The sequence below is a fragment of the Streptomyces sp. NPDC033845 genome (genome assembly GCF_055576225.1).
In genome coordinates this window covers 1-25504 of record NZ_JBVIRI010000033.1, presented here as the reverse complement: position 1 = coordinate 25504, position 25504 = coordinate 1, and the positions used below count along the sequence as shown (strand labels likewise).

Annotated in this window: 26 protein-coding genes and 1 pseudogene; 21 read left to right on the top strand and 6 right to left on the bottom strand. The window is 72.5% G+C overall.

From position 1 onward, the window contains the following. Positions 1-5 precede the first annotated feature (5 nt). The 3 genes from leuD (at position 6) to ACZ50K_RS35190 (ending at position 1788) form a co-directional block, all read left to right on the top strand. Positions 6-599 carry a 3-isopropylmalate dehydratase small subunit gene (gene leuD / locus ACZ50K_RS35200; protein ID WP_468911041.1) on the top strand — a complete coding sequence of 198 codons (594 nt, stop codon included), beginning with the start codon at positions 6-8 and terminating at the stop codon, positions 597-599. 137 nt (positions 600-736) lie between these two features. After that, positions 737-964, top strand: coding sequence for an SCO5555 family protein (locus ACZ50K_RS35195; protein ID WP_468911038.1), 228 nt, complete (start codon positions 737-739; stop codon positions 962-964). A 143-nt stretch (positions 965-1107) separates the two neighbouring features. Next, entirely contained in the window at positions 1108-1788 is a 681-nt protein-coding gene (locus ACZ50K_RS35190) for an HU family DNA-binding protein (protein ID WP_468911035.1), read from the top strand. A gap of 279 nt (positions 1789-2067) precedes the next feature. Here ACZ50K_RS35190 and cofC read toward each other — a convergent pair. Continuing rightward, a pseudogene (gene cofC, locus ACZ50K_RS35185) lies at positions 2068-2676 on the bottom strand (2-phospho-L-lactate guanylyltransferase); the annotation flags it as partial. A gap of 201 nt (positions 2677-2877) precedes the next feature. Here cofC and ACZ50K_RS35180 point away from each other — a divergent pair. Genes ACZ50K_RS35180 through ACZ50K_RS35170 form a run of 3 tightly spaced genes read left to right on the top strand, consistent with a single transcriptional unit; the run spans position 2878 to position 5846 of the window. After that, positions 2878-3633, top strand: coding sequence for a lysophospholipid acyltransferase family protein (locus tag ACZ50K_RS35180; protein WP_468911032.1), 756 nt, complete (start codon positions 2878-2880; stop codon positions 3631-3633). Beyond that, complete coding sequence (locus ACZ50K_RS35175; RefSeq protein ID WP_468911030.1) at positions 3630-4649, top strand: NAD(P)H-dependent glycerol-3-phosphate dehydrogenase; 1020 nt, start codon at positions 3630-3632, stop codon at positions 4647-4649. Before ACZ50K_RS35180 ends, ACZ50K_RS35175 begins: the two co-directional genes overlap by 4 nt. A 39-nt stretch (positions 4650-4688) precedes the next feature. Beyond that, complete coding sequence (locus ACZ50K_RS35170) at positions 4689-5846, top strand: D-alanine--D-alanine ligase family protein (protein WP_468911027.1); 1158 nt, start codon at positions 4689-4691, stop codon at positions 5844-5846. 61 nt (positions 5847-5907) lie between these two features. Here the strand turns inward: ACZ50K_RS35170 and ACZ50K_RS35165 are convergent, their stop codons facing one another. Both ACZ50K_RS35165 and ACZ50K_RS35160 read right to left on the bottom strand, forming a co-directional pair. Then, positions 5908-6387, bottom strand: coding sequence for a DUF3515 family protein (locus ACZ50K_RS35165; RefSeq protein ID WP_468911024.1), 480 nt, complete (start codon positions 6385-6387; stop codon positions 5908-5910). Between the two features lie 23 nt (positions 6388-6410). Further along, positions 6411-6644, bottom strand: coding sequence for an Lrp/AsnC family transcriptional regulator (locus ACZ50K_RS35160; RefSeq protein WP_468911022.1), 234 nt, complete (start codon positions 6642-6644; stop codon positions 6411-6413). Positions 6645-6889: 245 nt separating this feature from the next. On the opposite strand from ACZ50K_RS35160, the gene ACZ50K_RS35155 reads away from it, so the two are divergent. Both ACZ50K_RS35155 and thiD read left to right on the top strand, forming a co-directional pair. Continuing rightward, complete coding sequence (locus ACZ50K_RS35155; RefSeq protein WP_468911019.1) at positions 6890-7870, top strand: thiamine-phosphate kinase; 981 nt, start codon at positions 6890-6892, stop codon at positions 7868-7870. Beyond that, positions 7867-8658 (top strand): bifunctional hydroxymethylpyrimidine kinase/phosphomethylpyrimidine kinase, encoded by a 792-nt coding sequence (gene thiD / locus ACZ50K_RS35150; protein WP_468911017.1) that lies wholly within the window; start codon positions 7867-7869, stop codon positions 8656-8658. The genes ACZ50K_RS35155 and thiD overlap by 4 nt, the downstream gene beginning before the upstream one ends. 165 nt (positions 8659-8823) lie before the next feature. Here thiD and rpmB read toward each other — a convergent pair whose 3' ends face one another. After that, the gene (gene rpmB / locus ACZ50K_RS35145) at positions 8824-9009 is read right to left on the bottom strand and encodes a 50S ribosomal protein L28 (protein WP_007266795.1); all 186 of its coding nucleotides are present in this window, start codon (positions 9007-9009) and stop codon (positions 8824-8826) included. 188 nt (positions 9010-9197) lie between these two features. Between rpmB and ACZ50K_RS35140 the strand changes: the two genes are divergently transcribed. The 9 genes from ACZ50K_RS35140 to mutM all read left to right on the top strand — a co-directional run bounded on the left by ACZ50K_RS35140 (position 9198) and on the right by mutM (position 18291). Beyond that, positions 9198-10910, top strand: coding sequence for a DAK2 domain-containing protein (locus ACZ50K_RS35140; protein ID WP_468911014.1), 1713 nt, complete (start codon positions 9198-9200; stop codon positions 10908-10910). 72 nt (positions 10911-10982) lie between these two features. Beyond that, positions 10983-13187, top strand: a complete 2205-nt coding sequence (gene recG / locus ACZ50K_RS35135) for an ATP-dependent DNA helicase RecG (protein ID WP_468911011.1) — start codon at positions 10983-10985, stop codon at positions 13185-13187. A 41-nt stretch (positions 13188-13228) separates the two neighbouring features. Beyond that, entirely contained in the window at positions 13229-13807 is a 579-nt protein-coding gene (gene rsmD, locus ACZ50K_RS35130) for a 16S rRNA (guanine(966)-N(2))-methyltransferase RsmD (RefSeq protein ID WP_468911008.1), read from the top strand. 14 nt (positions 13808-13821) lie between these two features. Continuing rightward, a complete protein-coding gene (gene coaD, locus ACZ50K_RS35125) occupies positions 13822-14301 on the top strand; it encodes a pantetheine-phosphate adenylyltransferase (protein WP_468911062.1) in 480 nt (159 codons plus the stop codon). Between the two features lie 85 nt (positions 14302-14386). Continuing rightward, positions 14387-15406, top strand: coding sequence for a cell division initiation protein (locus ACZ50K_RS35120; protein ID WP_468911006.1), 1020 nt, complete (start codon positions 14387-14389; stop codon positions 15404-15406). A gap of 140 nt (positions 15407-15546) precedes the next feature. Beyond that, a complete protein-coding gene (locus tag ACZ50K_RS35115) occupies positions 15547-16197 on the top strand; it encodes a YceD family protein (RefSeq protein WP_468911059.1) in 651 nt (216 codons plus the stop codon). Positions 16198-16199: 2 nt separating this feature from the next. Further along, a complete protein-coding gene (rpmF, locus tag ACZ50K_RS35110) occupies positions 16200-16373 on the top strand; it encodes a 50S ribosomal protein L32 (protein ID WP_003965982.1) in 174 nt (57 codons plus the stop codon). Positions 16374-16392: 19 nt separating this feature from the next. Then, complete coding sequence (gene rnc, locus ACZ50K_RS35105) at positions 16393-17268, top strand: ribonuclease III (RefSeq protein ID WP_468911004.1); 876 nt, start codon at positions 16393-16395, stop codon at positions 17266-17268. Positions 17269-17421: 153 nt separating this feature from the next. After that, on the top strand, positions 17422-18291 hold the full coding sequence (gene mutM / locus ACZ50K_RS35100; protein WP_468911002.1) for a bifunctional DNA-formamidopyrimidine glycosylase/DNA-(apurinic or apyrimidinic site) lyase: 870 nt from the start codon (positions 17422-17424) through the stop codon (positions 18289-18291). Here mutM and ACZ50K_RS35095 read toward each other — a convergent pair. Continuing rightward, positions 18264-18692, bottom strand: a complete 429-nt coding sequence (locus tag ACZ50K_RS35095) for a winged helix-turn-helix transcriptional regulator (RefSeq protein ID WP_468911000.1) — start codon at positions 18690-18692, stop codon at positions 18264-18266. The genes mutM and ACZ50K_RS35095 overlap by 28 nt on opposite strands. A 126-nt stretch (positions 18693-18818) precedes the next feature. Here ACZ50K_RS35095 and ACZ50K_RS35090 point away from each other — a divergent pair, with 126 nt between their 5' ends. Beyond that, entirely contained in the window at positions 18819-19421 is a 603-nt protein-coding gene (locus ACZ50K_RS35090; protein WP_468910999.1) for a flavodoxin family protein, read from the top strand. A 43-nt stretch (positions 19422-19464) separates the two neighbouring features. Here the strand turns inward: ACZ50K_RS35090 and ACZ50K_RS35085 are convergent, their stop codons facing one another. Continuing rightward, positions 19465-20436, bottom strand: a complete 972-nt coding sequence (locus tag ACZ50K_RS35085; RefSeq protein ID WP_468910997.1) for a CAP domain-containing protein — start codon at positions 20434-20436, stop codon at positions 19465-19467. Between the two features lie 124 nt (positions 20437-20560). On the opposite strand from ACZ50K_RS35085, the gene ACZ50K_RS35080 reads away from it, so the two are divergent. The 3 genes from ACZ50K_RS35080 (at position 20561) to ACZ50K_RS35070 (ending at position 25242) form a co-directional block, all read left to right on the top strand. Next, entirely contained in the window at positions 20561-20842 is a 282-nt protein-coding gene (locus ACZ50K_RS35080) for an acylphosphatase (RefSeq protein ID WP_468910996.1), read from the top strand. A gap of 328 nt (positions 20843-21170) precedes the next feature. Beyond that, entirely contained in the window at positions 21171-21383 is a 213-nt protein-coding gene (locus ACZ50K_RS35075; protein WP_468910993.1) for a hypothetical protein, read from the top strand. Between the two features lie 172 nt (positions 21384-21555). Next, positions 21556-25242 (top strand): AAA family ATPase, encoded by a 3687-nt coding sequence (locus tag ACZ50K_RS35070; RefSeq protein WP_468910990.1) that lies wholly within the window; start codon positions 21556-21558, stop codon positions 25240-25242. Positions 25243-25504 lie beyond the last annotated feature (262 nt).

Below are 25504 nucleotides of genomic sequence, written 5' to 3'. Positions count from 1 at the left end.
CAGCCATGGAAGCCTTCACCACCCACACCGGCCGGGCCGTCCCGCTGCGCCGCAGCAACGTCGACACCGACCAGATCATCCCGGCCCACTGGCTGAAGAAGATCACCCGCGACGGGTTCGAGGACGGGCTCTTCGAGGCCTGGCGCAAGGACCCGGAGTTCATCACCAACCGTCCCGAGCGCCAGGGCGCCACCGTGCTGGTGGCCGGCCCCGACTTCGGCACCGGCTCCTCCCGCGAGCACGCCGTCTGGGCCCTCCAGAACTTCGGCTTCAAGACGGTCATCTCCGCCCGCTTCGCCGACATCTTCCGCGGCAACTCGCTGAAGAACGGTCTGCTGACCGTGGTCCTGCCCCAGGAGACCGTCGACCGGCTCTGGGAACTGACCGAGGCCGACCCCACCGCCGAGGTCACCGTCGACCTGGTCGACCGCAAGGTCCGCGCGGCGGGCATCGAGGCCGAGTTCGAACTCGACGACAATGCCCGCTGGCGTCTGCTGGAAGGCCTGGACGACATCTCGCTCACCCTTCAGAACGAAGCGGACATCGCGACCTACGAAAGCACCCGGCCGAACCACAAGCCGCGCACGGTCCGCCTCTGATTCCCTTCTGATCAGGGGTTATTCGCCCCCGCACGTTCGCTGTCACGACACTGTGCCCCCCGCCCTCCGGCGGGGGGCACAGCCGTATGTTGAGGGCCCGTGAGGCGACAACTCGCCCCAGATGGCACAATCTGTGCATGGAACGCGACAGTCAACTGGAGCTCTACGAGCTCATCGCGGACCGACTGAAAGAAGCACACGCAAAGGTGCGCTCACTGCAAGTCCCGGAGGGCGTAAGGATGACGCTGACCCGGAAGCTGTTGGTCGTCACGGCCGCGGCGAAGCACGATCTCGCCGATGCGGCAAGGCGCCTGGACAGGTTGATGAAGGACCTCGACGAGGGTCGATTCCCTGAAGGCGACTGATGCGAAGGAACTCCGCAACGGCCTACAACGTTGCGGCACTAGGGTGATTAGCCCGTTTCGTGTTTGATTTGCGGTATATATCCGCCTAACGTGCGAAATAGCTTGAACACATTCGTTCTGGCGATGTCTCCGAAGGGGAAGACGTGAACAAGGCGCAGCTCGTAGAAGCGATTGCCGACAAGCTCGGCGGCCGCCAGCAGGCCGCCGACGCCGTCGACGCGGTGCTCGACGCGATGGTCCGCGCGGTCGTCGCGGGCGATCGGGTCTCGGTCACGGGCTTCGGCTCGTTCGAGAAGGTCGACCGTCCGGCGCGGTACGCCCGCAACCCGCAGACGGGTGAGCGCGTCCGGGTCAAGAAGACCTCTGTTCCGCGCTTCCGCGCAGGTCAGGGCTTCAAGGACCTGGTCAGCGGCACCAAGAAGCTCCCCAAGGGCGACGAGGTCGCCGTCAAGAAGGCGCCCAAGGGCAGCCTGTCCGGCGGCGCCACCATGAAGAAGGCCGCGGCCAAGAAGGCCACCAGCACCGCCAAGAAGGCGGCGGCGAAGAAGGCCGCTCCGGCCACCGCCAAGAAGACCACCGCGGCCGTCAAGAAGACCACCGCGGCGAAGAAGGTCACGGCGGCCAAGAAGACCGCCACCACGGCCAAGAAGACCACGGCCGCGGCCAAGAAGACGGCCGCCAAGACCACCGTGGCGAAGAAGGCCGCGACCACCGCCAAGAAGACCGCGCCCGCCAAGAAGGCCGTCGCGAAGAAGGCGCCCGCCAAGAAGACGACGGCGCGCAAGACCACCACCGCGAAGAAGACCACGGCCCGCAAGAAGTAAGGGCGGACGTCACATAACGCCGGGCCGGTTTCCCCTCCGGGGGAAGCCGGCCCGCGGTATGCCCGCCGCAGGTCAGAGGGTCTGCAGGGTGATCAGCGTGATGCGCAGCCCGCTGTCCGCGCCCTCGGTCTCGATCCGCACCCGCTGCCCCGGACGCAGCAGGCGCAGGCCGCCCGCGTCGAAGGCCGGCGCCCCGAAGGGGACCGGGGTGCCGTCGTCCAGCAGCACGCTGCCGCTGCGGGTCTGTTCGTCGTACGTGTACGCGGTTGCCTGCATACCCGCACTGTATCGGGCCGTGTACCGGCCCAACCCGAGGACGGCCGCGGCCCGCAGGTCCGCCCCGGTGTCCACGTCCCGCCGCACGCTGTCCACACCGGCGAGCGGGATTTCCACCGCCCCCGAAGCGGAATGGCGCGACCGCGACGGACCGCCGAACGAGGGCGCCAATTCCACGTCCGGAGCAGCCGAAAGCAAAGTCGTTCCGATTCCTGCCGCATCCGCCAGAAATGCCCGGGGAAATAGCGCCGCGGTTTCGAGCACGCGTTGCAATTCCCCGGTCCGCAGGGCCGGCAGATCGGCGTTCATCGCCGCCACCGCGGCCCCCGGACGGCCCTCCCGGACCACCCGCGCCCCATGGGCCAGCGCCGCGTTCAGCCCCGCCCCGGGGGCGTCCGGGACGATCCGCGCACCCAGCCGGGCCAGTTCCGCGGCGGCCAGCGGATCGTCCGTGACCACCGCCACATCCCGTACTCCCGCGCAGGCCAGCGCCGCTGCCACGGTGTCCTGGGCGAACGCCAGGGCGAGCCCCGCCCGGTCCCGGCCGACCGCCTCCGACAGACGGCTCTTGGCCACCGCAAGCGGTTTCAGCGGCACCACCAGGCTCCACACCCCGCACCCGGGCCCCACCCCGCCACCCGCCCCTCACTAGGCAATCCCAGGGCCATTGTCACCCCGGCCCCCGGCAGCCCGTGGGCCCCTTCCGGCGAGCGGGGCGTACGGTGTTCTCGACAGAGACCGGGACCGGGGCGACACTTGTCCGGCCGACCAGCCGCCCCACCGCCGCAACCGGTCCTAGAGGAAGGTGTCCGAGTGTCCCGCCGCAGAATCGGCTTCTGGTACCGCCTGGCCGCGGTCATCGCAAAACCGCCGCTGGTGGTGCTGTTCAAGCGGGACTGGCGGGGAATGGAGCACATTCCGGCCGAAGGCGGATTCATCACCGCGGTCAATCACAACTCGTATCTGGACCCGCTGTCCTACGCGCACTTCCAGTACAACACCGGCCGGGTCCCCCGACTGCTGGCGAAGGCCGCGCTCTTCAGGGCCCCGATCGTCGGACCGATCCTGCGCGGCACCGGCCAGATCCCGGTCTACCGGGAGAGCACCAACGCCCTGGACGCCTTCCGGGCCGCCGTCGAGGCCATCGAGGGCGGCGAATGCGTGGCCTTCTACCCCGAGGGAACCCTCACCCGGGACCCCGACCAGTGGCCCATGCGCGGCAAGACCGGCGCGGCCCGCGTCGCCCTGATGACCCGGGCCCCCGTCATCCCGGTGGCCCAGTGGGGCGCCAACCTCGCGATGCCGCCGTACGCCACCGAGCGCAGGCTCCGGCTGTTCCCGCGCAAGACTCTCCGGGTGCTCGCCGGACCGGCCGTCGACCTCTCCGCGTTCCACGACCGGGAACCGACCCCGGAGGTCCTCAAGGAGGCCACCGAGGTCATCATGGCGGCCATCACCGCCCTGCTGGAGGAACTGCGCGGAGAACAGGCTCCCGCGCAGCCGTACGACCACCGCACCGCGCGGCAGGAACAGCGGCGCAAGGCCGCGGGGGAGGGCAAGAAGAAGTGACACGTCCCGGTACGCCCGTCAAAGCGGCGGTCTTCTCGGCGGGGTCCTGGGGCACCGCCTTCGGCATGGTCCTGGCCGACGCCGGATGCGAGGTCACCCTGTGGGCCCGCCGTCCCGAACTCGCCGAGGCCGTCAACACCGGCCGCACCAACCCGGACTACCTGCCCGGCATCGAACTGCCCGCGAACCTGCGGGCCACTACCGATCCGGCCGAGGCGGCCCGCGGCGCCGACTTCACGGTGCTGTCCATCCCCTCCCAGACCCTCCGCGGCAACCTCGCCGAATGGGCTCCGCTGCTGGCCCCCGACACCGTCCTGGTCTCCCTGATGAAGGGCATCGAACTGGGCACGGCCAAGCGGATGAGCGAGGTCATCGAGGAGGTCGCCAAGGTGCCCGCCGAGCGGATCGCCGTGGTCTCCGGCCCCAACCTGGCCCGCGAGATCGCCGCCCGGCAGCCCGCCGCCTCCGTCGTCGCCAGCGTGGACGAGACCGTGGCCCGGCGGCTCCAGGCCGCCTGCCACACCCCGTACTTCCGCCCGTACACCAACACCGACGTGCTCGGCTGCGAACTCGGCGGCGCCGTCAAGAACGTCATCGGGCTCGCCGTGGGCATCGCGGACGGCATGGGACTCGGCGACAACACCAAGGGCTCCCTGATCACCCGCGGCCTCGCCGAAACCACCCGGCTGGGCCTGGCGATGGGCGCCGAACCCCTCACCTTCTCCGGCCTCGCGGGCCTCGGCGACCTGGTCGCCACCTGCTCCTCCCCGCTCTCCCGGAACCACACCTTCGGCACCAACCTGGGCCGCGGCATGACCCTGGAGGAGACCATCGCGGTCACCAAACAGACCGCGGAAGGTGTCAAGTCCTGCCAGTCGGTGGCCGATCTGGCCCGCCGGCACGGGGTCGACATGCCCATCACCGACACCGTGGTCGACATCGTCCACCACGGCAAGCCGCCGCTGGTCGCGCTGAAGGACCTGATGGGACGCACCGCCAAACCGGAACGGGCCTGACACCTTTCCGGACGTGTGAACGGGTACCCTCGTGGCGATATGAGCAGCCAGAACCTCCCCCAGACCCCTGAGCAGCAGGGCCGCAAGCCCCGGGTGGCCATCGTCTTCGGCGGCCGCAGCTCGGAACACGCCATCTCGGTCGTCACGGCCGGCGCCGTGCTGCGGTCCATCGACCGCTCCAAGTACGAGGTCCTGCCGATCGGCATCACCCCCGAGGGCCGCTGGGCGCTGACCGCCGACGTCCCCGCCCGGATGGCCATCGCCGACCGCAGGCTCCCGAGCGTGGCGGAGCTCGCCGAGTCCGAGGACGGCGCGGTCGTCCTCCCGGTGGACCCGGCCAGCCGGGAGATCCTCTACACCGAGCCCGGCGCCGTCCCCAAGGCGCTCGGCGAGGTCGACGTGGTCTTCCCGGTGCTGCACGGCCCGTACGGCGAGGACGGCACCCTCCAGGGCCTCCTGGAGCTCTCCGGCATCCCGTACGTCGGCTCGGGCGTCCTCGCCTCCGCCGTCGGCCAGGACAAGGAGTACATGAAGCGGGTGTTCACCTCCTTCGGGCTGCCCGTCGGACCGCACCTGACCATCCGCCCCCGCGAGTGGGCCCTCGACGCCGACGGCGCGCGCGAGCGGATCGTGGAGTTCGCCGGGGAGCACGGCTGGCCGCTGTTCATCAAGCCCGCCCGGGCCGGCTCCTCGATCGGCATCACCAAGGTCGACGAGGTCTCCGGCCTGGCCGCGGCGATCGAGGAGGCCCAGCGCCACGACCCGAAGATCATCGTGGAGGCGCTGCTGCGCGGCCGCGAGATCGAGGTCGGGGTCCTGGAGTTCGAGGACGGGCCGCGCGCCAGCGCCCCCGCCGAGATCCCGCCGGTCTCCAGCCACGACTTCTACGACTTCGAGGCCAAGTACATCGACTCCGCGTCGGGGATCGTGCCCGCTCCGCTCACCCCCGAGCAGACCTCCGAGGTCCAGCGACTGGCCGTCGAGGCCTACGACGCCGCCTCCTGCGAGGGCCTGGTGCGCGCCGACTTCTTCCTCACCGAGGACGGCACGTTCGTCATCAACGAGATCAACACCATGCCGGGGTTCACCCCGATCTCCATGTACCCGCGCATGTGGCAGGAGTCGGGCGTGGAGTACCCGGAGCTGGTCGACCGCCTCATCCAGGCCGCCCTGCGCCGCCCCACCGGCCTGCGCTAGCCGCCCGCCGGCCTGGGGGTGTCCGGCGGGCCCGGACACCCCCCGGCACGGCCGGTACGGGCTAGTTCGGGGCGATCCCCCGGGGAATCGTCCTGGCCACCGCGGCCGACAGGCCGACCAGCATGCCCGCGTCCCCGACGTGCGCCTTGTCGACGAGGACCTCGGTGTAGGCCCGCCGCTGCCCCGTGACGAAACGGAACCCGCCGTCGGACAGCGGGTCCAGCAGCCAGGCCACCCCGTTCACCTCGACCCCGTCCTGCTTCGGATCCGCCATCTTCGGGGGCTTGGGGATACCGCACCGCAGTACGATCGCCGAGCCGCCCCACGCGGCGGTCAGTTCGGACCGCGGATCGGTCTCCGTCCGGTCCTGGCCGGCCACCGTGTCCGGGAGCTCCCCGTGCAGTGCCGCACAGAGCTCCAGGACCTCGGCGGGGGGTGCGGGGGGCGGTTCCAGCCGGATCCGGGAGTCGCCCGGCGCACAGCCCGCGAGGGCGAGCACGGCGACCAGGGTGGGCAGCAGCGGCCGGTGGTGGAGGGACATCACCGGCCCAGACTAGACGGGGGCTACAGATGGACCACCGGGCAGGTCAGGGTGCGGGTGATCCCCTCCACCTGCTGCACCTTGGCCACCACCATCCGGCCGAGTTCGTCGACGGTGTCGGCCTGGGCGCGCACGATCACGTCGTACGGCCCCGTCACGTCCTCGGCCTGGATCACCCCCGAGATCTTGCCGATGGCCTCGGCGACGGACGACGCCTTGCCCACCTCGGTCTGAATGAGGATGTACGCCTGTACCACGGAACCTCCAGGGCGGCCACGAGGATCATTTCCCCTACCCTTCGGATGTGCCACGGCCGGAAGGCCTGGCCCGGGGGAGAAGGGACGCCACGGTACCGCGTCGCCGAGCACCACGGGGAGACCCGGGGGTCCGGCGCCGCGCGCAGCGGGGCGTACGAAGCGCGGATGTTGACGTATCAGTTGACGGTACCCAGAGCTGTGACGGCTCGCGACCGCAAGCGGACTGGGCCAGAAGGAGCACAGCGATGAAGGGCACTGTGGGGGAGCTGGGGGAGTTCGGGCTCATCAGGGAGCTCACCTCCAGGCTCACCACCACCCCGGCGGTACGGCTGGGGCCCGGCGACGACGCCGCCGTGGTGTCCGCCCCCGACCGGCGGGTGGTGGCGAGCACGGACATCCTGCTCGAAGGCCGGCACTTCCGCCGCGACTGGTCCACCGCCTACGACGTCGGCCGCAAGGCCGCCGCGCAGAACCTCGCCGACATCGCCGCCATGGGCGCGGTCCCCACGGCGCTGCTGCTCGGCCTGGTGGTGCCGGCCGAGCTGCCGGTGACCTGGCCGACCGAGCTGATGGACGGCATCCGCGACGAGTGCCAGGTGGCGGGCGCGGCCGTGGTCGGCGGGGACGTGGTCCGCGGGGACACCATCACGGTCGCCATCACCGCCCTGGGCGACCTCCGCAACCACGAGCCGGTCACCCGCTCCGGTGCGCAGCCCGGCGACGTGGTGGCGGTCACCGGCTGGCTCGGCTGGTCCGCGGCCGGGTTCGCGGTGCTCTCCCGGGGCTTCCGGTCCCCGCGCGCCTTCGTGGAGGCGCACCGGCGGCCCGAACCGCCGTACCACGCCGGTCCCGCGGCCGCCGGTCTCGGCGCCACCGCGATGACCGACGTCAGCGACGGACTGGTGGCCGACCTCGGCCACATCGCCGAGTCCAGCAAGGTCAGGATCGACCTGCGCTCGGCGGCCATCGACATCCCCACCCAGATGTTCGACATCGGTCAGGCCGTCGGCGTGGACCCGCTCCAGTGGGTGCTCACCGGCGGCGAGGACCACGCCATCGTCGCGACCTTCCCGCCGGACGTGAAGCTCCCGGCCCGCTGGAAGGTCATCGGCGAGGTGCTGAACCCCTCCGCACAACCCCAGGTGACCGTCGACGGCGCCCCCTGGACCAGCACCGGCGGCTGGGACCATTTCGGTGACGATTCCGCAGAGGAGCACGTGCGATGACTTCGCTCTGTCTGACCGTGGCCGGCTCGGACTCCGGCGGCGGCGCCGGCATCCAGGCCGACCTCAAGACCATGCAGGCCCTCGACGTGCACGGGATGAGCGTGCTCACCGCCGTGACCGCCCAGAACTCGCTGGGCGTGCACGGGGTCTGGGGGCTCCCCCCGGAGGCCGTCACGGCCCAGTACCGGGCCGTGGTGGACGACATCGGGGTGCACGCGGTGAAGACCGGGATGCTGGGCTCGGCCGCCATGGTGGAGACGGTGGCCGGGCTGCTGTCCGGGACCGGTGCCCCGGTGGTCGTGGACCCGGTGGGGGTCTCCAAGCACGGGGACCCGCTGCTCGACCCGGACGCGCTGGACGCGGTGCGCAAACTGCTGCTGCCGGAGGCCACCGTCGCCACCCCCAACCTGGACGAGGTGACCCAGCTCACCGGTCTGGTGGTGGAGGACGAGGACGGCATGCGGCGGGCCGCCGAGGCCCTCCTCGGCTACGGCCCGGACTGGGCGCTGATCAAGGGCGGCCACCTGCCGGACGGGCCGGAGGCCGCGGACCTGCTCACCGACGGCGTCTCGGAACTGTGGATGCGCGCCCCGCGCCACCCGGGCCGGCACACCCACGGCACCGGCTGCACCCTGGCCGCCGCGATCGCCGCCGGTCTGGCCAAGGGCCAGGACGTGCCACAGGCCGTGATGGAGGCCAAGGAGTACGTCACCGGGGCGATCCGGGGCGGCTATCCGCTGGGCGCCGGCATCGGCCCGGTGGACCACGCCTGGGAGATCCGCCGCTAGCGGCCCCTCCCGCACCGGCTCCCCGCACCGGCTCCCGGCACCGCGTCCCGGGCCGGGAGCCGGTGCGGGGAGCCGGTCGCGCCGGTCCGGAAAAGGCAAAAGGCCGGTCCACCGAGGTGGACCGGCCTTCTTGGCAACCGGAAGGGCTGCGCTACGACGGGAGCGTCAGCGCGAGACCTTGCCGGCCTTGATGCACGAGGTGCAGGCGTTGAGGCGCTTCGGCGTCCCATTGACCACGGCACGGACGCGCTGGATGTTCGGGTTCCAGCGACGCGAGGTGCGGCGGTGCGAGTGGGAGATGTTGTTGCCGAAGCTCGGCCCCTTGGCGCAAACGTCGCAGTTGGCAGCCACAGGTCACTCCAAAGACTTCAGGTGCAATTACAGTGAAACCGGCGCACCGGAATCAGAGATCTGAAGTGGTTTGCCGGGGGGATGGCCCGACTCTCGCCGGGCAACCGGAGCAGCATACAACGTCTGCACCCGTCCTAGAAAACTACCATGGACCCGGCGGCAGCCGTCCCGGCCTTCGTTACCCTGCGGTGAACCCCAGCCCGCCCGAGGAGGAACGCCCGGTGCCGCACGAGCCGCGAGGACCGCGAGAACTCGACGCCGAGGCGGTGCGCACCTGGAGCGCGCTGGCCCTGGCCTCGCTGGGCCGCTCCCGGGCCGACATCGACGCCATCAACGTCTATCCGGTGGCCGACGCGGACACCGGCACCAACCTCTACCTGACCGCCGAATCGGCCGCCCGGGAGGTCGAGGAGACCTGCGCGGGTGTGACCGGGACGACATCCGGGGTCTCGCTGGGCGCCGCGGTGCGGGCCTACGCGCACGGGGCGCTGACCGGCGCCCGCGGGAACTCCGGCACCATCCTGGCGCAGCTGCTCCGCGGCATGGCCGACGTACTGGACGCGGACGGCGCGGACGGCGCGGACGGCGGGGGCGGCGCGGCCGGCACGGCCGGTACGGGCGCCGGGGAGCGGCTCGCGCGCGCCCTCACCCGGGCCGCCGCCTCCGCCTACCAGGCCGTCGCGCACCCCGTCGAGGGCACCATGCTGACCGTGGCCGCGGCCGCCGCCCGGGCCGCCGAGACCGCCGCCGGCACCCCCGCGGCGGTGGCCCGGGCCGCCTACGACGGAGCCCGCGCCGCCCTGGAGAAGACCCCCGGCCAGCTCCCGGAACTGGGCCGGGCCGGAGTGGTGGACGCCGGCGGCTTCGGCCTGGTCGCCGTGCTGGGCGCGCTCTGGCAGGCCCTGTCCGGCCAGGAGCCGGCGCCCGAACCGGCCCCCGCCCGCCCCCTGGAGCACGGCCCCTGCGCCGAGGGCCCGCCGGCCGAGGAGCACGGCGGCCCCGGGTACGAGGTGCTCTACCTGCTGGAGGCCGGCGCGGAGGCCGTGACCGCCCTCCGCGAACGGCTGGACGCGCTGGGCGACTCCCTGGTGGTGGTCGGCGGCGACGGGCTGTGGAACGTCCACGTCCACGTCGACGACCCCGGGGCCGCCGTGGAGGCCGGGGTCGAGGCCGGCCGGCCGTACCGGATCCGGATCACCCACTTCGGCGACGAGCGCCGCCGGACCCGCGGCGAGCGGGCCCAGCGCGCGGTGGTCGCCGTGGTACCCGGCGAGGGGCTCGCCGGCCTCTGCGGGGAGGCCGGCGCCACCCCGGTGCTCGCCCCGGCCGGCCGGCCGCCGGCCGCCGCCGACCTGCTCGACGCCATCCGCCGGGCGCACGCCCGCGAGGTGGTGCTGCTGCCCAACGACACCGAACTGCGGGCCGCCGCCGCGGCCGCCGCCGAACGGGCCCGCGCCGAAGGGGTCCGGGTGGCCGTCATCCCGACCCGCTCCGCGGTCCAGGGCCTGGCCGCCCTCGCCGTCCACGAACCCGACGGCAGCTTCGACGAGGACGTGGTCGCCATGACCGCCGCCGCCGGAGCCACCCGCTACGGCGAACTGGCCGTGGCCGAGGCCCGGTCCTTCACCTCCGCCGGAATCTGCCAGGCCGGGGACGTCCTCGGCCTGATCGACGGGGACGTCGCGGTGATCGGCGCGGACCTGCCCGGCACCGCCGAGGCCGTGCTGGCGCGGATGCTCGGCTCCGGCGGCGAACTGGTCACCCTGGTCCTGGGACCCGGGCTGCCGGAGGGTCTCGACGACCGCCTCCGGACCTATGTCCGCACCCACCACCTCGCCGTGGACACCGTCACCTACCGCGGCGGCCGGCACTCCGCACCCCTGCTGATCGGCGTGGAGTAGCACCCCCGCCGGAGGACCCGGGCCGGCCCGCGGGCCGAGGCGCGGCCCGGGTTGTCGGCGGCATGGTGTGCAATGGAACACGTGCCCGCGCTCGATGAACCCCTGAAGAACACGCTCGGAGCCGCCACCGCCAAGGTGCTGGCCGAGCAGCTCGGCCTGCACACGGTCGGCGACCTGCTGCACCACTACCCCCGCCGGTACGCCGAGCGCGGCGAGCTCACCTCCCTCGCCGAACTCGCCGACCAGATCGACGAGCACGTCACGGTGGTGGCCCAGGTCGCCGACGCCCGGGTGCTCACCTTCAACGGCGGCCGCGGCAGACGCCTGGAGGTCACCATCACCGACGGCGCCGGCCGGCTCCAACTGGTGTTCTTCGGCTCCGGGGTCCACAAGCCGCACAAGGAACTGCTGCCCGGCGCCCGCGCGATGTTCGCCGGCAAGGTGGGCCTGTTCAACCGCAAGCTCCAGCTCTCCCACCCGGCGTACGAACTGCTCGGCGCCGAGACCGGGGGCGGCGGCGACCGCGAGGTGGTGGACGCCTTCGCGGGCCGGCTGATCCCCATCTACCCGGCCTGCGCCAAGCTGGAGACCTGGAAGATCTCCAAGGCGGTGGACGCGGTCCTGCCCGCCGCCCAGGAGGCCCTCGACCCGCTGCCGCCCGCCCTCCGCGAGGGCCGCGGGATGCTCACCCTCCCCGAGGCCCTGCTGAAGATCCACCGGCCCCGCTCCAAGGAGGACGTGGCCCGCGCCCGCGAGCGCCTCAAGTGGGACGAGGCCTTCGTCCTCCAGGTCGCCCTGGCCCGCCGCCGGCACGCCGACACCCAGCTCCCCGCGGTGGCCCGCCGCCCGGCCCCCGGCGGCCTCCTCGACTCCTTCGACGCCACGCTCCCGTTCACCCTCACCGAGGGCCAGCGCCAGGTGTCCGCCGAGATCTTCGCCGACCTCGCCACCGAACACCCCATGCACCGCCTCCTCCAGGGCGAGGTCGGCTCCGGCAAGACCCTGGTCGCGCTGCGGGCCATGCTCGCCGTGGTCGACACCGGGGGGCAGGCCGCCCTGCTGGCGCCCACCGAGGTGCTCGCCCAGCAGCACCACCGGTCGGTCACCGAGATGATGGGCGAGCTCGCCGAGGGCGGCATGCTCGGCGGCTCCGAGCGCGGCACCAAGGTGGTGCTGCTCACCGGCTCGATGGGGATGCCGGCCCGCCGCCAGGCCCTGCTGGACCTGGTCACCGGGGAGGCCGGGATCGTCATCGGCACCCACGCCCTGATCGAGGACAAGGTCAAGTTCCACGACCTGGGACTGGTCGTGGTCGACGAGCAGCACCGGTTCGGCGTGGAGCAGCGGGACGCCCTGCGCTCCAAGGGCAAGCAGCCCCCGCACCTGCTGGTGATGACCGCCACCCCCATCCCGCGCACGGTGGCGATGACCGTCTTCGGCGATCTGGAGACCTCCGTACTGGACCAGCTGCCGGCCGGCCGCTCGCCCATCGCCACCCATGTGGTGCCCGCCAAGGACAAGCCGCACTTCCTCGCCCGCGCCTGGGAACGGGTCCGCGAGGAGGTGGAGAACGGCCACCAGGCCTATGTGGTCTGCCCGCGGATCGGCGACGGCGAGGACGAGCCGAAGAAGAAGGCGGCCGCCGAGGAGGACGGCGAGAAGCGGCCCCCGCTGGCCGTGCTGGACATCGCCGCGCAGCTCACCTCCGGCCCCCTCGCCGGACTCCGGGTGGAGGTGCTGCACGGGCGGATGGACCCCGCCGACAAGGACGAGGTGATGCGCGCCTTCGCCGCCGGGGACGTCAAGGTGCTCGTCGCCACGACCGTCATCGAGGTCGGGGTCAACGTCCCCAACTCCACCGTGATGGTGATCATGGACGCGGACCGGTTCGGGGTCTCCCAGCTGCACCAGCTCCGCGGCCGGGTCGGCCGCGGCTCCGCCCCCGGACTGTGCCTGCTGGTCAGCGAGATGCCCGAGGCCAGTCCCGCCCGGGCCCGGCTGGGCGCCGTCGCCGCCACCCTCGACGGCTTCGAGCTGTCCCGGATCGACCTGGAGCAGCGCCGCGAGGGCGATGTGCTGGGCCAGGCCCAGTCCGGGGTGCGCTCCTCGCTGCGGATGCTCTCCGTCATCGAGGACGAGGAGGTCATCGCCCAGGCCCGCGAGGAGGCCGCCCGGACGGTCGCCGAGGACCCGGCGCTCACCGGTCTCCCCGGACTGCTGACCGCCCTGGACGCCCTCCTGGACACCGAACGGGAGCAGTACCTGGAGAAGGGCTGACAATGGGAGGGCCCCTCCCCGCAGACCCGTAAGGAACCCAGATGACCCGCGTGATCGCCGGCAGCGCCGGCGGGCGACGGCTGACCGTGCCCCCCGGCACCGGCACCCGGCCCACCTCGGACCGCGCGCGCGAGGGCCTCTTCTCCACCTGGGAGTCCCTGCACGGGGTGGCGGGGGCCCGGGTGCTCGACCTCTACGGCGGCTCGGGCGCCGTCGGCCTGGAGGCCCTCTCCCGGGGCGCCGCCCACACCCTGCTCGTCGAGACCGAGGCCAAGGCCGCCCGGGCCATCCGGGACAACATCCGCGTCCTCGGCCTGCCCGGGGCGGAGTTCCGTGCCGGACGGGCCGAGCAGGTGGCCGCCGGACCCGCGCCCGGGGCCCCGTACGACATCGTCTTCCTGGACCCGCCGTACGCCGTCACCAGCGAGGATCTCCGCGAGATCCTCCTCACACTCCGGTCCAACGGCTGGCTCACGGACGACGCGCTCGTCACCGTGGAGCGGAGCACTCGCGGCGGGGCCTTCCCCTGGCCCGACGGGTTCGAGCCGCTCCGCTCCAGGCGGTACGGCGAAGGCACGTTCTGGTACGGTCGCGCCGCTCTCACCAGCGAAGACTCATGAACGAGGGAGTTCAGTTGCGCCGCGCCGTCTGTCCGGGTTCCTTCGATCCCGTCACCAACGGACATCTCGACATCATCGGACGCGCCTCGAAGCTGTACGACGTCGTCCACGTCGCCGTGATGATCAACCAGTCCAAGCAGGGGCTGTTCACCGTGGAGGAGCGGATCGGCCTGATCCGCGAGGCCACCGCCGACTACGGCAACGTCGAGGTGGAGTCCTTCCACGGCCTGCTCGTCGACTTCTGCAAGCAGCGCGACATCCCCGCCATCGTCAAGGGCCTGCGCGCGGTCAGCGACTTCGACTACGAGCTGCAGATGGCCCAGATGAACAACGGGCTGTCCGGGGTGGAGACGCTCTTCGTCCCCACCAACCCCACCTACAGCTTCCTGTCCTCCTCCCTGGTCAAGGAGGTCGCGGCCTGGGGCGGAGACGTCTCCCACCTGCTGCCGCCGCATGTGCACGCCGCGTTGATGGAACGTATCGGCAACCGCTGACCGGGCACCGGCCGGGGACCGCCCGGCGCTACAGTCGTCCCGTCCGTCCCGGGGACCGCCCGGGGCCGAGAGAGTGCGAGCCCGTATGGACGTGCAGAAGAAGCTCGACGACATCGTCGCGGCGGTCAGCGGCGCCCGGACCATGCCGCTGTCGGCCTCCTGCGTGGTCAACCGAGGTGAACTGCTCGCCCTGCTCGACGAGGTCCGCGAGGCCCTCCCCGGCTCCCTCGCCCAGGCCCGGGAGCTGATCGGCGACCGGGAGCAGATGGTCGAGGACGCCCGCCGGGAGGCCGAGCGGATCATCGAGTCCGCGCACGCCCAGCGGGGCTCCCTGGTCTCCGACACCGAGGTCGCCCGCCGCTCCCAGGACGAGGCGGACCGGATCCTGGCCGAGGCCCGCCGGGAGGCCGAGGAGATCCGGGCCGAGGCCGACGACTACGTCGACAGCAAGCTCGCCAACTTCGAGGTGGTCCTCACCAAGACCATCGGCTCGGTGGACCGGGGCCGGGAGAAGCTGCTGAACGGCACCGGCCTGGCCGACGAGGGCTACGCCGACGCCGACGCGTACATCTCCGCCAAGCTCGCCACCTTCGAGGCGGTGCTGGCCAAGACCCTGGAGGCGGTCGGCCGCGGCCGGCAGAAGCTGCACGGCCGGGAGGCCAGCGACGACCTCGGCGCGCACATGGCCGCCCAGGAGGCGGCGGGCATCCCGCAGCAGTCCCGGAGCGCCCTGGACGCGGACTTCCTGGCCGCGCTGGCCGCCCCGGACCCGGAGCCCGCGGCCGGGTACGAGCGGTCGTACGGCTACCGGGAGCCCGAGCCGCAGCAGCACCAGCAGCCCCAGGACGCGTACGCCTACCAGGACCCCTACGCCGGCTACGAGCAGCAGCACCAGCAGGCCCACCAGCAGCAGGACTACCAGGGCTACGGCTACCAGCAGCAGCCCGACCCCTACGCGGTCTACCAGCAGCAGCCCCAGCAGCACGCCCAGCCGCAGCAGGCCCAGCCCCAGCACGCCCCGCAGCAGGCCCTGGACGAGACCAGCTTCTTCGACACGAGCATGATCAACCTGGATCAGCTGCGCCAGTACGAACAGGGCCGCTAGCCGGCCGGATCCCCCCGCGGGGACCGGATTGGGCTCAGAGCGAAGCGCCGGGTATCCTGGCTCTTCGGTCGCGCGTATGCGCCGCCCTGTCGTGTGCCCGAAAGCGCACGAAAAAGTGATCTTCGAAAGCAGGAACGGCCCTGAACACCCGCCTCGACCACCACAACCCCCTCGTGTTCGACACGCACGAGCTGGGGCGGCGTCCTGGTGCGCTCCAGCGGCTGTCCCGTGAGATCACGGCTCCGGCGGACTTCGGTCTCAACGGGGTCATCGGAGTGCCGGAAGGCGCTCCCGTCCAGCTGAAGCTCCGCCTGGAGTCGGTCATGGAAGGGGTGCTTGTCACAGGCACCGCCCGTGCATCGGCCACCGGGGAGTGCGTAAGGTGTCTGGAGTCCGTGGAGCGCGAGCTCGACACGGACTTCCAGGAGATGTTCTCGTACCCTGACGCCGACGACCGGAACCGCGCAAAGGCGGAGCCGGGCGACGACGCCGAGGACGACGAGGACAGGCTCTACCTCGAGGACGGCCTGTTCGACCTCGAACCCGTGCTGCGTGACGCGGTGGTGCTCGCACTTCCGCTGCAGCCGGTGTGCCGGGAGGACTGTCTCGGACTGTGCCCCGATTGCGGGCTCAGCCTGAACGACGACCCGGACCACCACCACGACGCCGTCGACATCCGTTGGGCGGCACTGCAAGGACTCGTCGTGACCGATCAGGACGACGAGAAGGACAACATGAGCGGCACTGCCTCTGACGGAGTTCAGGGCGCCGCCGAGAAGCAGGAGAAGTAGCCGTGGCTGTTCCGAAGCGGAAGATGTCGCGCAGCAACACGCGCCACCGCCGGTCGCAGTGGAAGGCTGCGGTCCCCACCCTGGTTTCGTGTGAGCGTTGCCAGGAGCCGAAGCTCCAGCACATCGCGTGCCCGAGCTGCGGCACCTACAACAAGCGCCAGGTCCTCGAGGTCTGAGCGGCTGGTGAGAGGCGCAATGTCTGAGCTGTCCAACGCTGAGAAGCAGGCAGACAGTAACAACGCGGCCTCGTCCCACACGCTTCTGGAAGGGCGGCTCGGGTACCACCTCGAGACCGCCCTTCTGGTGCGTGCCCTGACCCACCGTTCGTACGCGTACGAGAACGGCGGTCTGCCCACCAACGAGCGGCTGGAGTTCCTCGGGGACTCCGTGCTCGGCCTGGTGGTCACGGACACGCTGTACCGGACCCACCCCGACCTGCCGGAAGGCCAGCTGGCCAAACTCCGGGCCGCGGTGGTCAACTCGCGTGCGCTGGCGGAGGTGGGGCGCGGCCTCGAACTCGGCCTCTTCATCCGGCTCGGCCGGGGCGAAGAGGGCACGGGTGGCCGGGACAAGGCCTCCATCCTCGCCGACACCCTCGAAGCGGTGATCGGCGCGGTCTACCTCGACCAGGGCCTCGAAGCGGCCTCGGAGCTGGTCCACCGGCTCTTCGACCCGCTCATCGAGAAGTCCTCCAACCTCGGTGCCGGACTGGACTGGAAGACCAGCCTCCAGGAACTCACCGCGGCGGAGGGTCTTGGCGTTCCGGAATACCTGGTCTCCGAGACCGGCCCGGACCACGAGAAGACCTTCACCGCTGCCGCCCGCGTCGGTGGTGTCTCGTACGGCACCGGCACCGGCCGCAGCAAGAAGGAAGCGGAACAGCAGGCGGCGGAATCCGCCTGGCGCGAGATCCGCGCCGCGGCGGACGAGCGGATCGCGGCGGAAGCCGCGGCGGCCTCGAACGCGGCGGCGGCCCCGGCCACCGCCACGGCGCGGGCCGCCGGCGGTACCGCGGACGAGGAGACGGACGGCGGGACGCCGACACCCGCCGCCGGAACCCCCTCGGCCTGAACCGGTTTCCTTCACCGGCAACACCTTCGGGGAACGGCCCCGTCGCACCACGGTGCGGCGGGGCCGTTCGCCGTCCGGGCGGGGGCCCGGCGGACGCCCCGCGGGCGGGGGATAGGGTGGCCGGGTCACAGCCGCGCCGCTTCAGGAGTCACCGTGCCCGAGTTGCCCGAGGTCGAGGTCGTACGCCGGGGCCTTGAGCGGTGGGTGGCCGGACGGACGGTGGCCGCGGTCGAGGTGCTGCACCCCCGCGCGGTCCGCCGGCACCCGGCGGGCGGCGCCGACTTCGGGGCCCGGCTGACCGGGCGGACCTTCGGTCCGGCGATGCGCCGGGGCAAGTACCTGTGGCTGCCGCTGGACGGCCGCGAGCTGTCGGTGCTGGGGCACCTGGGGATGAGCGGCCAGCTCCTGGTGCAGCCCGAGGACGCCCCCGACGAGAAGCACCTGCGGATCCGGGTCCGGTTCGCCGACACGGCCGGCACCGAACTGCGCTTCGTGGACCAGCGCACCTTCGGCGGGCTCTCGCTGCACGAGACCGTGCCCGGCAGCGCCGAGGGCCTGCCCGACGTGATCGCGCACATCGCCCGCGACCCGCTGGACCCGCTGTTCGACGAGGCCGCCTACCACCTCGCCCTGCGCGCCCGGCGGACCACCGTCAAGCGGGCCCTGCTGGACCAGTCGCTGATCAGCGGGGTCGGCAACATCTATGCGGACGAGGCGCTCTGGCGCGCCCGGCTGCACTACGAACGCCCCACCGCCACCCTCACCCGCCCGCGCAGCGCCGAGCTCCTCGGCCACGCCCGGGACGTGATGAACGCGGCCCTGGCCCAGGGCGGCACCAGCTTCGACAGCCTGTACGTCAACGTCAACGGGGAATCGGGCTACTTCGACCGTTCGCTCGACGCCTACGGCCGCGAGGACGAGCCCTGCCGCCGCTGCGGCACCCCCATGCGCCGGCGCCCCTGGATGAACCGCTCCAGCTACTTCTGCCCGCGCTGTCAGCGGCCGCCGCGCGCCTCGTCGTAGGCGGTACGGGCGGCCAGCACCTCCGGGGTGCTGCTCTCCAGGAACCGGATCAGGCCCAGCAGCCGTTCGGCGACCTCGCGACCCGTCGGGGTGAGTTCGTAGTCCACCCTCGGCGGGTTGGTCGGCTGTGCCTCGCGGTGGACGATACCGTCGCGCTCCAGCGCGTGCAGCGTCTGCGACAGCATCTTCTCGCTCACCCCGTCCACCATGCGGCGCAGCTCGTTGAAACGCCGCGCCCCGTCGTGCAGGGCGGTCACGGTCAGGGTTCCCCAGCGACCGGTCACGTGCTCCAGGGTCTCCCGGGAGGGGCAGGCGCGCGCGAAGACGTCGAACGCGAGGTCGCCGCAGACGGTTTCGGGGCAGACGGGGGTCTCCGTCCGGGTCTCCAGTGGGGTCTCCATACGCACAGCGTACTCCTGGGTAGCGCTAACCAGGAGCTTGCACTTTCCAAAAGTTAGTGCTTACCTTTTCTCAGCAGGTGCCACCTGCGACATCACGAACCGCACGCCTGCTGAGGGAGAACTGACATGTCCGCGAACACCCCTGTCATCTCGATCGCCTACCACTCCGGCTACGGCCACACCGCGGTCGTCGCGGAGGCCGTCCGCAACGGCGCGGCCGACGCGGGCGCCACCGTGCACCTGATCAAGGTGGACGAGATCGACGAGGCCCAGTGGGAGCTGCTCGACGGCTCCGACGCGATCGTCTTCGGCTCCCCGACCTACATGGGCACCGCCTCGGGCGCCTTCCACGTCTTCGCCGAGGCCACCTCCAAGCGCTGGTTCGGCGACGCCTGGCAGGACAAGCTGGCGGCCGGGTTCACCAACTCCGCCTCCAAGAGCGGCGACAAGGGCCACACCCTGCAGTACTTCCAGACCCTCGCCGCGCAGCACGGCATGACCTGGGTCAACCTGGGCCTGAAGCCGGGCTGGAACTCCTCCACGGCCTCCGAGAACGACCTGAACCGCCTGGGCTTCTTCTCCGGCGCGGCCGCCCAGACCAACTCGGACGAGGGCGTCGAGGCCGTCCACAAGGCCGACATCGCGACCGCCGAGAGCCTGGGCCGCCGGGTCGCCGAGACCACCCGGGTGTTCGTGGCCGGCCGCGCGTCCGTCGCCGCCGGGGTCTGACCGCCCGGATCCCGCCGGGGCCCCTCGGGCCGCCGGGGCGTGGCTAGAAGCCGAAGTCCTGGGTCCACCAGGGGCCGCCGGGGGCGTCGTACATGCCGACGCCCAGGGTGCGGAACTCGCAGTTGAGGATGTTCGCCCGGTGCCCGGGGCTCTCCATCCAGCCCTTCATCACCGTCGCGGCGTCACCCTGACCGCGGGCGATGTTCTCGCCGCCGAGCCCGGAGAGGCCCGCCGCGGCGGCCCGGTCCCAGGGGGTCCGGCCGTCGGGGTCGGTGTGGTCGAAGAACCCGCGTACGGCCATGTCCTTGCTGAAGGCACCGGCCAGGGCGGCCAGCGGGGGATTGGCCCGGACCGGACCGCAGCCCGCCGCCGCACGCTGCACGTTGACCAGGGTCAGCACCTCGGCCTCCTCGGCCGAGTGACCGCTGGACGGGGTCGCCGGGACCTCCGCGGGCCGGGTCGGGGTCCGCACGGGCGCCGGGGCCTTGGAGACCGAGGGCTTGGAGACCGGGGGCTTGGAGACCGGGGTTCGGGAGGGCTCGGGCTCCGCCGTGGGCCGGGCGGCCGGGGTGCTCGGCGCCGGGGTCTTCTTCGCCGGCGGCTCGGTCGCGGCCTTCTCGGGAGTCCTGGGGGACGGCACGGGGGAGGGCGTCGCGGAAGCGGAAGCGGAAGCCGAGGCCGAGGCCGAGGGGGTCGGCCGAACGGCCGGGGCGGAGGCCTTCCCGGATCCGGTGGCTGCCGGGGCGGTGCCCGTGGGGGCGCGGCCCGGGAGCTGGGCGAGGCCGCCCTGCTGACGGAAGTCCTCCGACCGGGTGGGCTCGGGGCGGGCGTCCGCGCGGTCCTGGTGGCCGTCCTTCCGGGTGCCGACGTACGGGAAGGCGTCGCCGACCGGGACCAGGCCGGTGGTGACCGCGGCCGTTCCCAGCGCCACCGCCACGGACACGCCGAGGAGCCCGGAGCGGACGGCGGTGCCGCGCTTGGCGCGCGGGGGCGCGGGCAGTCGGTGACGTCCCATCGGAGTGGCCTTCCAAGATCAACCTTTACTCACCCAAATGGGTGAGCTCATTGGTCGGCGACTGTACGCCATGACCAGCGGGGGTGATGAGTGAGGAATCCGACGCCCCGGTTAGCGTTCACACATGAACGAAGACGTCCGGATGACCGCGTGGGTGCGCGGCCGTGTACAGGGAGTGGGCTTCCGCTGGTTCACCAGGGCCAATGCCCTGGAGATCGGCGGGCTGGCCGGCTTCGCCCTCAACCTCGACGACGGCCGGGTGCAGGTCGTGGCCGAAGGGCAACGTGAGAATTGCCACCGGCTGCTCGACTGGCTGCGATCTTCCGACACGCCCGGACGCGTGGACGGTGTGACGGAAATATGGGGCACGCCCCGCGGCGGGTACGAGGGATTCGCGATCCGCTGACCACCCCGCCGGTCCGATCGACCGATCATGCGCTGATCTGCGTATACGTTGCCGAGCCCGCCGATCCGTGGAAGGCTCGGCAGCGTGGAGGACCTCCGGAGCCCGGCTGCGGACCGTGAGAACGCCGGACCGCCCGCCGATACGGGGCGTGATCGTGTTGACCGTCAAACTTTTTGGTGAGACGCTGGAAGCCCCGCGCATCTGGGCTGTTTGGCAGTGTTGGCAGTGGTAACGCAGTAGCTGACAGTCGCTGCCGGACACCGCGGGTGCCAATCCCTCACGACCCACACCGCTTCGGTCGGTCACTCAGTGTGGAGGACCATCCATCATGGCAAAGGCGCTTCTCGGTTACGTCGGCGGTTCCGACCCGCGACTCCTCGCCGAGATGCGACGGCTTCAGCAGCGCGTCCAGGACCTTGAGTCCGAGCTTGTCCGGATTCAGGTCGAGAATGACGCGCTGACCGCCGCCGCTCAGCACGGAGACTCGCTGCTCGACAGCATCGACATCGACGTACCCCAGGCGGAGCCTGCGCTCACCTGATCCGCGCGATCTCGGCGCTCGGCAACAGCCCCGCATGATCTGCAAGGGACGCTCCGGCGTCCCTTCGTTCTTTCACCGCCCCGGCTCCCTGCCGGCTCGTCGATCTTTCCACGTCATGTGTGCCCTGCACCTTCATGGGTGAAACCGGACGTGAAAGGTAGAGTCCAGCGGCGTGCACCTCAAGGCCCTGACCCTGCGCGGCTTCAAATCCTTCGCCTCCGCCACCACCCTCCGGTTCGAACCGGGCATCACCTGTGTGGTGGGCCCCAACGGCTCCGGCAAGTCCAACGTGGTGGACGCGCTGTCCTGGGTGATGGGCGAGCAGGGGGCCAAGTCCCTGCGCGGCGGCAAGATGGAGGACGTCATCTTCGCCGGCACCACCGGCCGGCCGCCGCTCGGCCGGGCCGAGGTGTCGCTGACCATCGACAACTCCGACGGCGCCCTGCCCATCGACTACGCCGAGGTCACCATCACGCGGATCATGTTCCGCGGCGGCAGCAGCGAGTACCAGATCAACGGCGACACCTGCCGGCTGCTGGACATCCAGGAACTCCTCTCCGACTCCGGCATCGGCCGCGAGATGCACGTCATCGTCGGCCAGGGGCAGCTCGACTCGGTGCTGCACGCCGACCCGATGGGCCGCCGCGCCTTCATCGAGGAGGCCGCGGGCGTCCTCAAACACCGCAAGCGGAAGGAGAAGGCCCTCCGCAAACTCGACGCCATGCAGGCCAACCTGGCGCGGGTGCAGGACCTCAACGAGGAACTGCGGCGGCAGCTCAAACCGCTGGGCCGGCAGGCCGCCGCGGCCCGCCGGGCCGCCGTCATCCAGGCCGACCTGCGCGACGCCCGGCTGCGGCTGCTCGCCGACGACCTGGTGGCGCTGCGGGCCGCCCTGGACACCGAACTCGCCGACGAGGCGGCCCTGAAGCAGCGCAAGGACGCGGCCGAAGCGGAACTCGCCCTCGCGCAGGGCCGGGAGGCGGCCCTGGAGGAATCGGTGCGGGAACTGGCGCCCCGGCTCCGGCAGGCCCAGCAGACCTGGCACGAGCTCTCCCAGCTCGCCGAACGGGTCCGCGGCACCGTCTCCCTGGCCGAGGCCCGGATCAAGAGCGCCCGCGCCCCGCAGGACGAGGAACGGCGCGGCCGCGACCCGGAGGACCTGGAACGCGAGGCCGCCCGGATCCGGGAGCAGGAAGCCGAACTGGCCGCCGCCCTGGAAGCGGCCTCCCGGGCGCTGGAGGACACCGTCGCCCACCGCGCCGAACTGGAACGCACCCTGGCCGCCGAGGAACGCCGGCTGCGCGACGCCGCCCGGGCCATCGCCGACCGCCGCGAGGGGCTGGCCCGGCTGACCGGCCGGCTGGGCGCCGCCCGCTCCCGGGCGGGCGCCGCCCAGGCCGAGATCGACCGCCTGGTCGCCGCCCGCGAGGACGCGGAGATCCGGGCGGTCGCCGCCCGCGAGGAGTACGAGGCCCTGGCCGCCGAGGTCGGCGACCCCGACACCGACCTCGGCGCGGCCGCCGCCCACGAGGCGGCCCGGGCCGAACTGGCGGCCGCCGAGACCGCCCTGGGCGAGGCCCGGGACGCCGTGGCCGCCGCAGACCGCTCCCGGGCCGCGGTCTCCGCCCGGCACGACGCCCTCGCGCTCGGCCTGCGCCGCAAGGACGGCACCGGCGCCCTGCTCGCCGCCCGGGACCGGCTCGCCGGCCTGCTCGGCCCCGCCGCCGAACGGCTCTCCGTACGGCCCGGATACGAGACCGCGGTCGCCGCGGCCCTCGGCGCCGCCGCCGACGCCCTCGCCGTGGCCTCCCCGGCCGCCGCGGCGGCCGCCCTCCGCCACCTCCGGGACACCGACTCCGGCCGCAGCACCCTCCTGATCGCCCCGCCGCCGGCCCCGCTGCCGCCCCAGCCGGGCACCCCCGAGGACCAGGCGCCCACAGCGGCCCCCGGCGTCCCCCGGCCCACCCCGCCCCCGGCCGGTGCCCCCGGCGCCGACACGGCCACCGCCCGGGACGCGCTGCCGGCCGCCGTCGCGGTGGCCGCACCGGGCGCCGGCTCCGCCGTACCGGTGGCCGGGCTGGTCCACGGGGACCCCGCGATGGTGCGGGCCGTGGCCTGGGTGGTGCGGGACTACGTGGTCGTGGACAGTCTGGCGGAGGCCGAGGAACTCCTCGCCCGGCCGGGGGACTCCGTCGCCGTCACCCGGGACGGGGACGTGCTCGGCGCCCACCTGGCCCACGGCGGGTCCGCCGGGGCGCCCAGCCTGATCGAGACCCAGGCCGCCGTGGACGAGGCCGCCCGGGAACTGGCCGCCCTCGAACTGCGCTGCGCCGAGCTGACCGGACTGCGGGCCGCCGCCGAGGAGCGGCGCCGCACGGCCGCCGCACTCGTCGAGGAGCTGGCCGAACGCCGCCGCGAGGCCGACCGGGCCCGCGCCGGGGTCGCCCAGCAGCTCGGCCGGCTGGCCGGCCAGTCCAAGGGCGCCGCCGGCGAGGCCGACCGCGCGGCCACCGCCGCCGCCAAGGCCCAGGACTCCCTGGACCAGGCCCTGATGGAGGTCGAGGAGTGCGCCGAACGGCTCGCGGTCGCCGAGGAGATGCCGGCCGAGGAGGAACCGGACTCCGCCGTCCGGGACCGGCTGGCCGCCGACGGCGCCAACGCCCGGCAGACCGAGATGGAGGCCCGGCTCCAGCTGCGCACCCATGAGGAGCGGGTCAAGGGCCTGGCCGGCCGGGCCGACGGCCTGGACCGGGCGGCCCGCGCCGAGCGCGAGGCCCGGGCCCGCGCCGAGCGGCGCCGGGCCCGGCTGCGGCACGAGGCCGAGGTGGCCGCCGCCGTCGCCGACGGCGCCCGCCAGCTGCTCGCCCGCATCGAGGTCTCGCTGCACCGCGCGGACACCGGCCGGCAGGACGCCGAGCACGCCAAGGGCCTGCGCGAGCGGGAGCTCGACGGGGCCCGGGCCCGCGGCCGCGAGCTCAAGGGGGAGCTGGACAAGCTGACCGACTCGGTGCACCGCGGCGAGGTGCTCGGTGCCGAGAAGCGGCTGCGCATCGAGCAGTTGGAGGGCCGCTCCCTGGAGGAGCTGGGGGTGGAGCCGGCCGCCCTGGTGGCCGAGTACGGCCCCGACCAGCCGGTGCCGCCCGCCCTCCCCGCGGACGGCGAGGAGCTCCCGGAGGACCCCGGGCACCCGCGGAACCGGCCCGGCCCGTTCGTCCGCGCGGTCCAGGAGAAGCGGCTGAAGGCCGCCGAGCGCGCCTACCAGCAGCTGGGCAAGGTCAACCCGCTGGCCCTGGAGGAGTTCGCCGCGCTGGAGGAGCGGCACAAGTTCCTGAGCGAGCAGCTCGACGACCTCCGCAAGACCCGGGCCGACCTGCTCCAGGTGGTGAAGGAGGTGGACGCCCGGGTGGAGCAGGTGTTCACCGAGGCCTACCGGGACACCGCCCGCGAGTTCGAGGGGGTGTTCTCCCGGCTGTTCCCCGGCGGGGAGGGCCGGCTGGTGCTGACCGATCCCGAGAACATGCTGACCACCGGGGTGGACGTCGAGGCCCGGCCGCCCGGCAAGAAGGTCAAGCGGCTGTCCCTGCTGTCCGGCGGCGAACGCTCGCTGACCGCGGTGGCCCTGCTGGTGTCCATCTTCAAGGCCCGCCCCAGCCCCTTCTACGTGATGGACGAGGTCGAGGCCGCCCTGGACGACACCAACCTCCAGCGGCTGATCCGGATCATGGAGGAGCTCCAGGAGAGCTCCCAGCTGATCGTCATCACCCATCAGAAGCGCACGATGGAGGTCGCCGACGCCCTCTACGGGGTCTCGATGCAGGGCGACGGGGTCTCCAAGGTGATCAGCCAGCGGCTCCGCTGAACCGGCCGGCGACCGTGGTACCGCCGTCCGGGTGATCCGGTACGGGTAATGAACGGGGCGGACCGGGGCAGCGGTGCTGACGGGGCGCCAGGGCCCCCGGACTCGGGTGGTGCGTGATCGGGAACTGTGCGCCACTAAGAGGACGGACAAAGACCCCACGGAGCCCATGTTGACCAGTACCGCGCAGTCGTCACAGGGCGGCGGGTCCGCCCCGCAGCCCGACCACCTCGGTCATGTCATCTTCATCACCGCGGCAGCCGCG

Coding starts and splice junctions, on each gene's coding strand:
- ACZ50K_RS35120 (WP_468911006.1), top strand. CDS start 14,387: ATGGACGTGCAGAAGAAGCTCGACGACATCGTCGCGGCGGTCAGCGGC.
- ACZ50K_RS35075 (WP_468910993.1), top strand. CDS start 21,171: ATGGCAAAGGCGCTTCTCGGTTACGTCGGCGGTTCCGACCCGCGACTC.
- ACZ50K_RS35155 (WP_468911019.1), top strand. CDS start 6,890: ATGAAGGGCACTGTGGGGGAGCTGGGGGAGTTCGGGCTCATCAGGGAG.
- ACZ50K_RS35085 (WP_468910997.1), bottom strand. CDS start 20,436: ATGGGACGTCACCGACTGCCCGCGCCCCCGCGCGCCAAGCGCGGCACC.
- ACZ50K_RS35080 (WP_468910996.1), top strand. CDS start 20,561: ATGAACGAAGACGTCCGGATGACCGCGTGGGTGCGCGGCCGTGTACAG.
- ACZ50K_RS35170 (WP_468911027.1), top strand. CDS start 4,689: ATGAGCAGCCAGAACCTCCCCCAGACCCCTGAGCAGCAGGGCCGCAAG.
- rnc (WP_468911004.1), top strand. CDS start 16,393: ATGTCTGAGCTGTCCAACGCTGAGAAGCAGGCAGACAGTAACAACGCG.
- ACZ50K_RS35165 (WP_468911024.1), bottom strand. CDS start 6,387: ATGTCCCTCCACCACCGGCCGCTGCTGCCCACCCTGGTCGCCGTGCTC.
- ACZ50K_RS35095 (WP_468911000.1), bottom strand. CDS start 18,692: ATGGAGACCCCACTGGAGACCCGGACGGAGACCCCCGTCTGCCCCGAA.
- thiD (WP_468911017.1), top strand. CDS start 7,867: ATGACTTCGCTCTGTCTGACCGTGGCCGGCTCGGACTCCGGCGGCGGC.
- ACZ50K_RS35090 (WP_468910999.1), top strand. CDS start 18,819: ATGTCCGCGAACACCCCTGTCATCTCGATCGCCTACCACTCCGGCTAC.
- recG (WP_468911011.1), top strand. CDS start 10,983: ATGGAACACGTGCCCGCGCTCGATGAACCCCTGAAGAACACGCTCGGA.
- leuD (WP_468911041.1), top strand. CDS start 6: ATGGAAGCCTTCACCACCCACACCGGCCGGGCCGTCCCGCTGCGCCGC.
- rsmD (WP_468911008.1), top strand. CDS start 13,229: ATGACCCGCGTGATCGCCGGCAGCGCCGGCGGGCGACGGCTGACCGTG.
- ACZ50K_RS35195 (WP_468911038.1), top strand. CDS start 737: ATGGAACGCGACAGTCAACTGGAGCTCTACGAGCTCATCGCGGACCGA.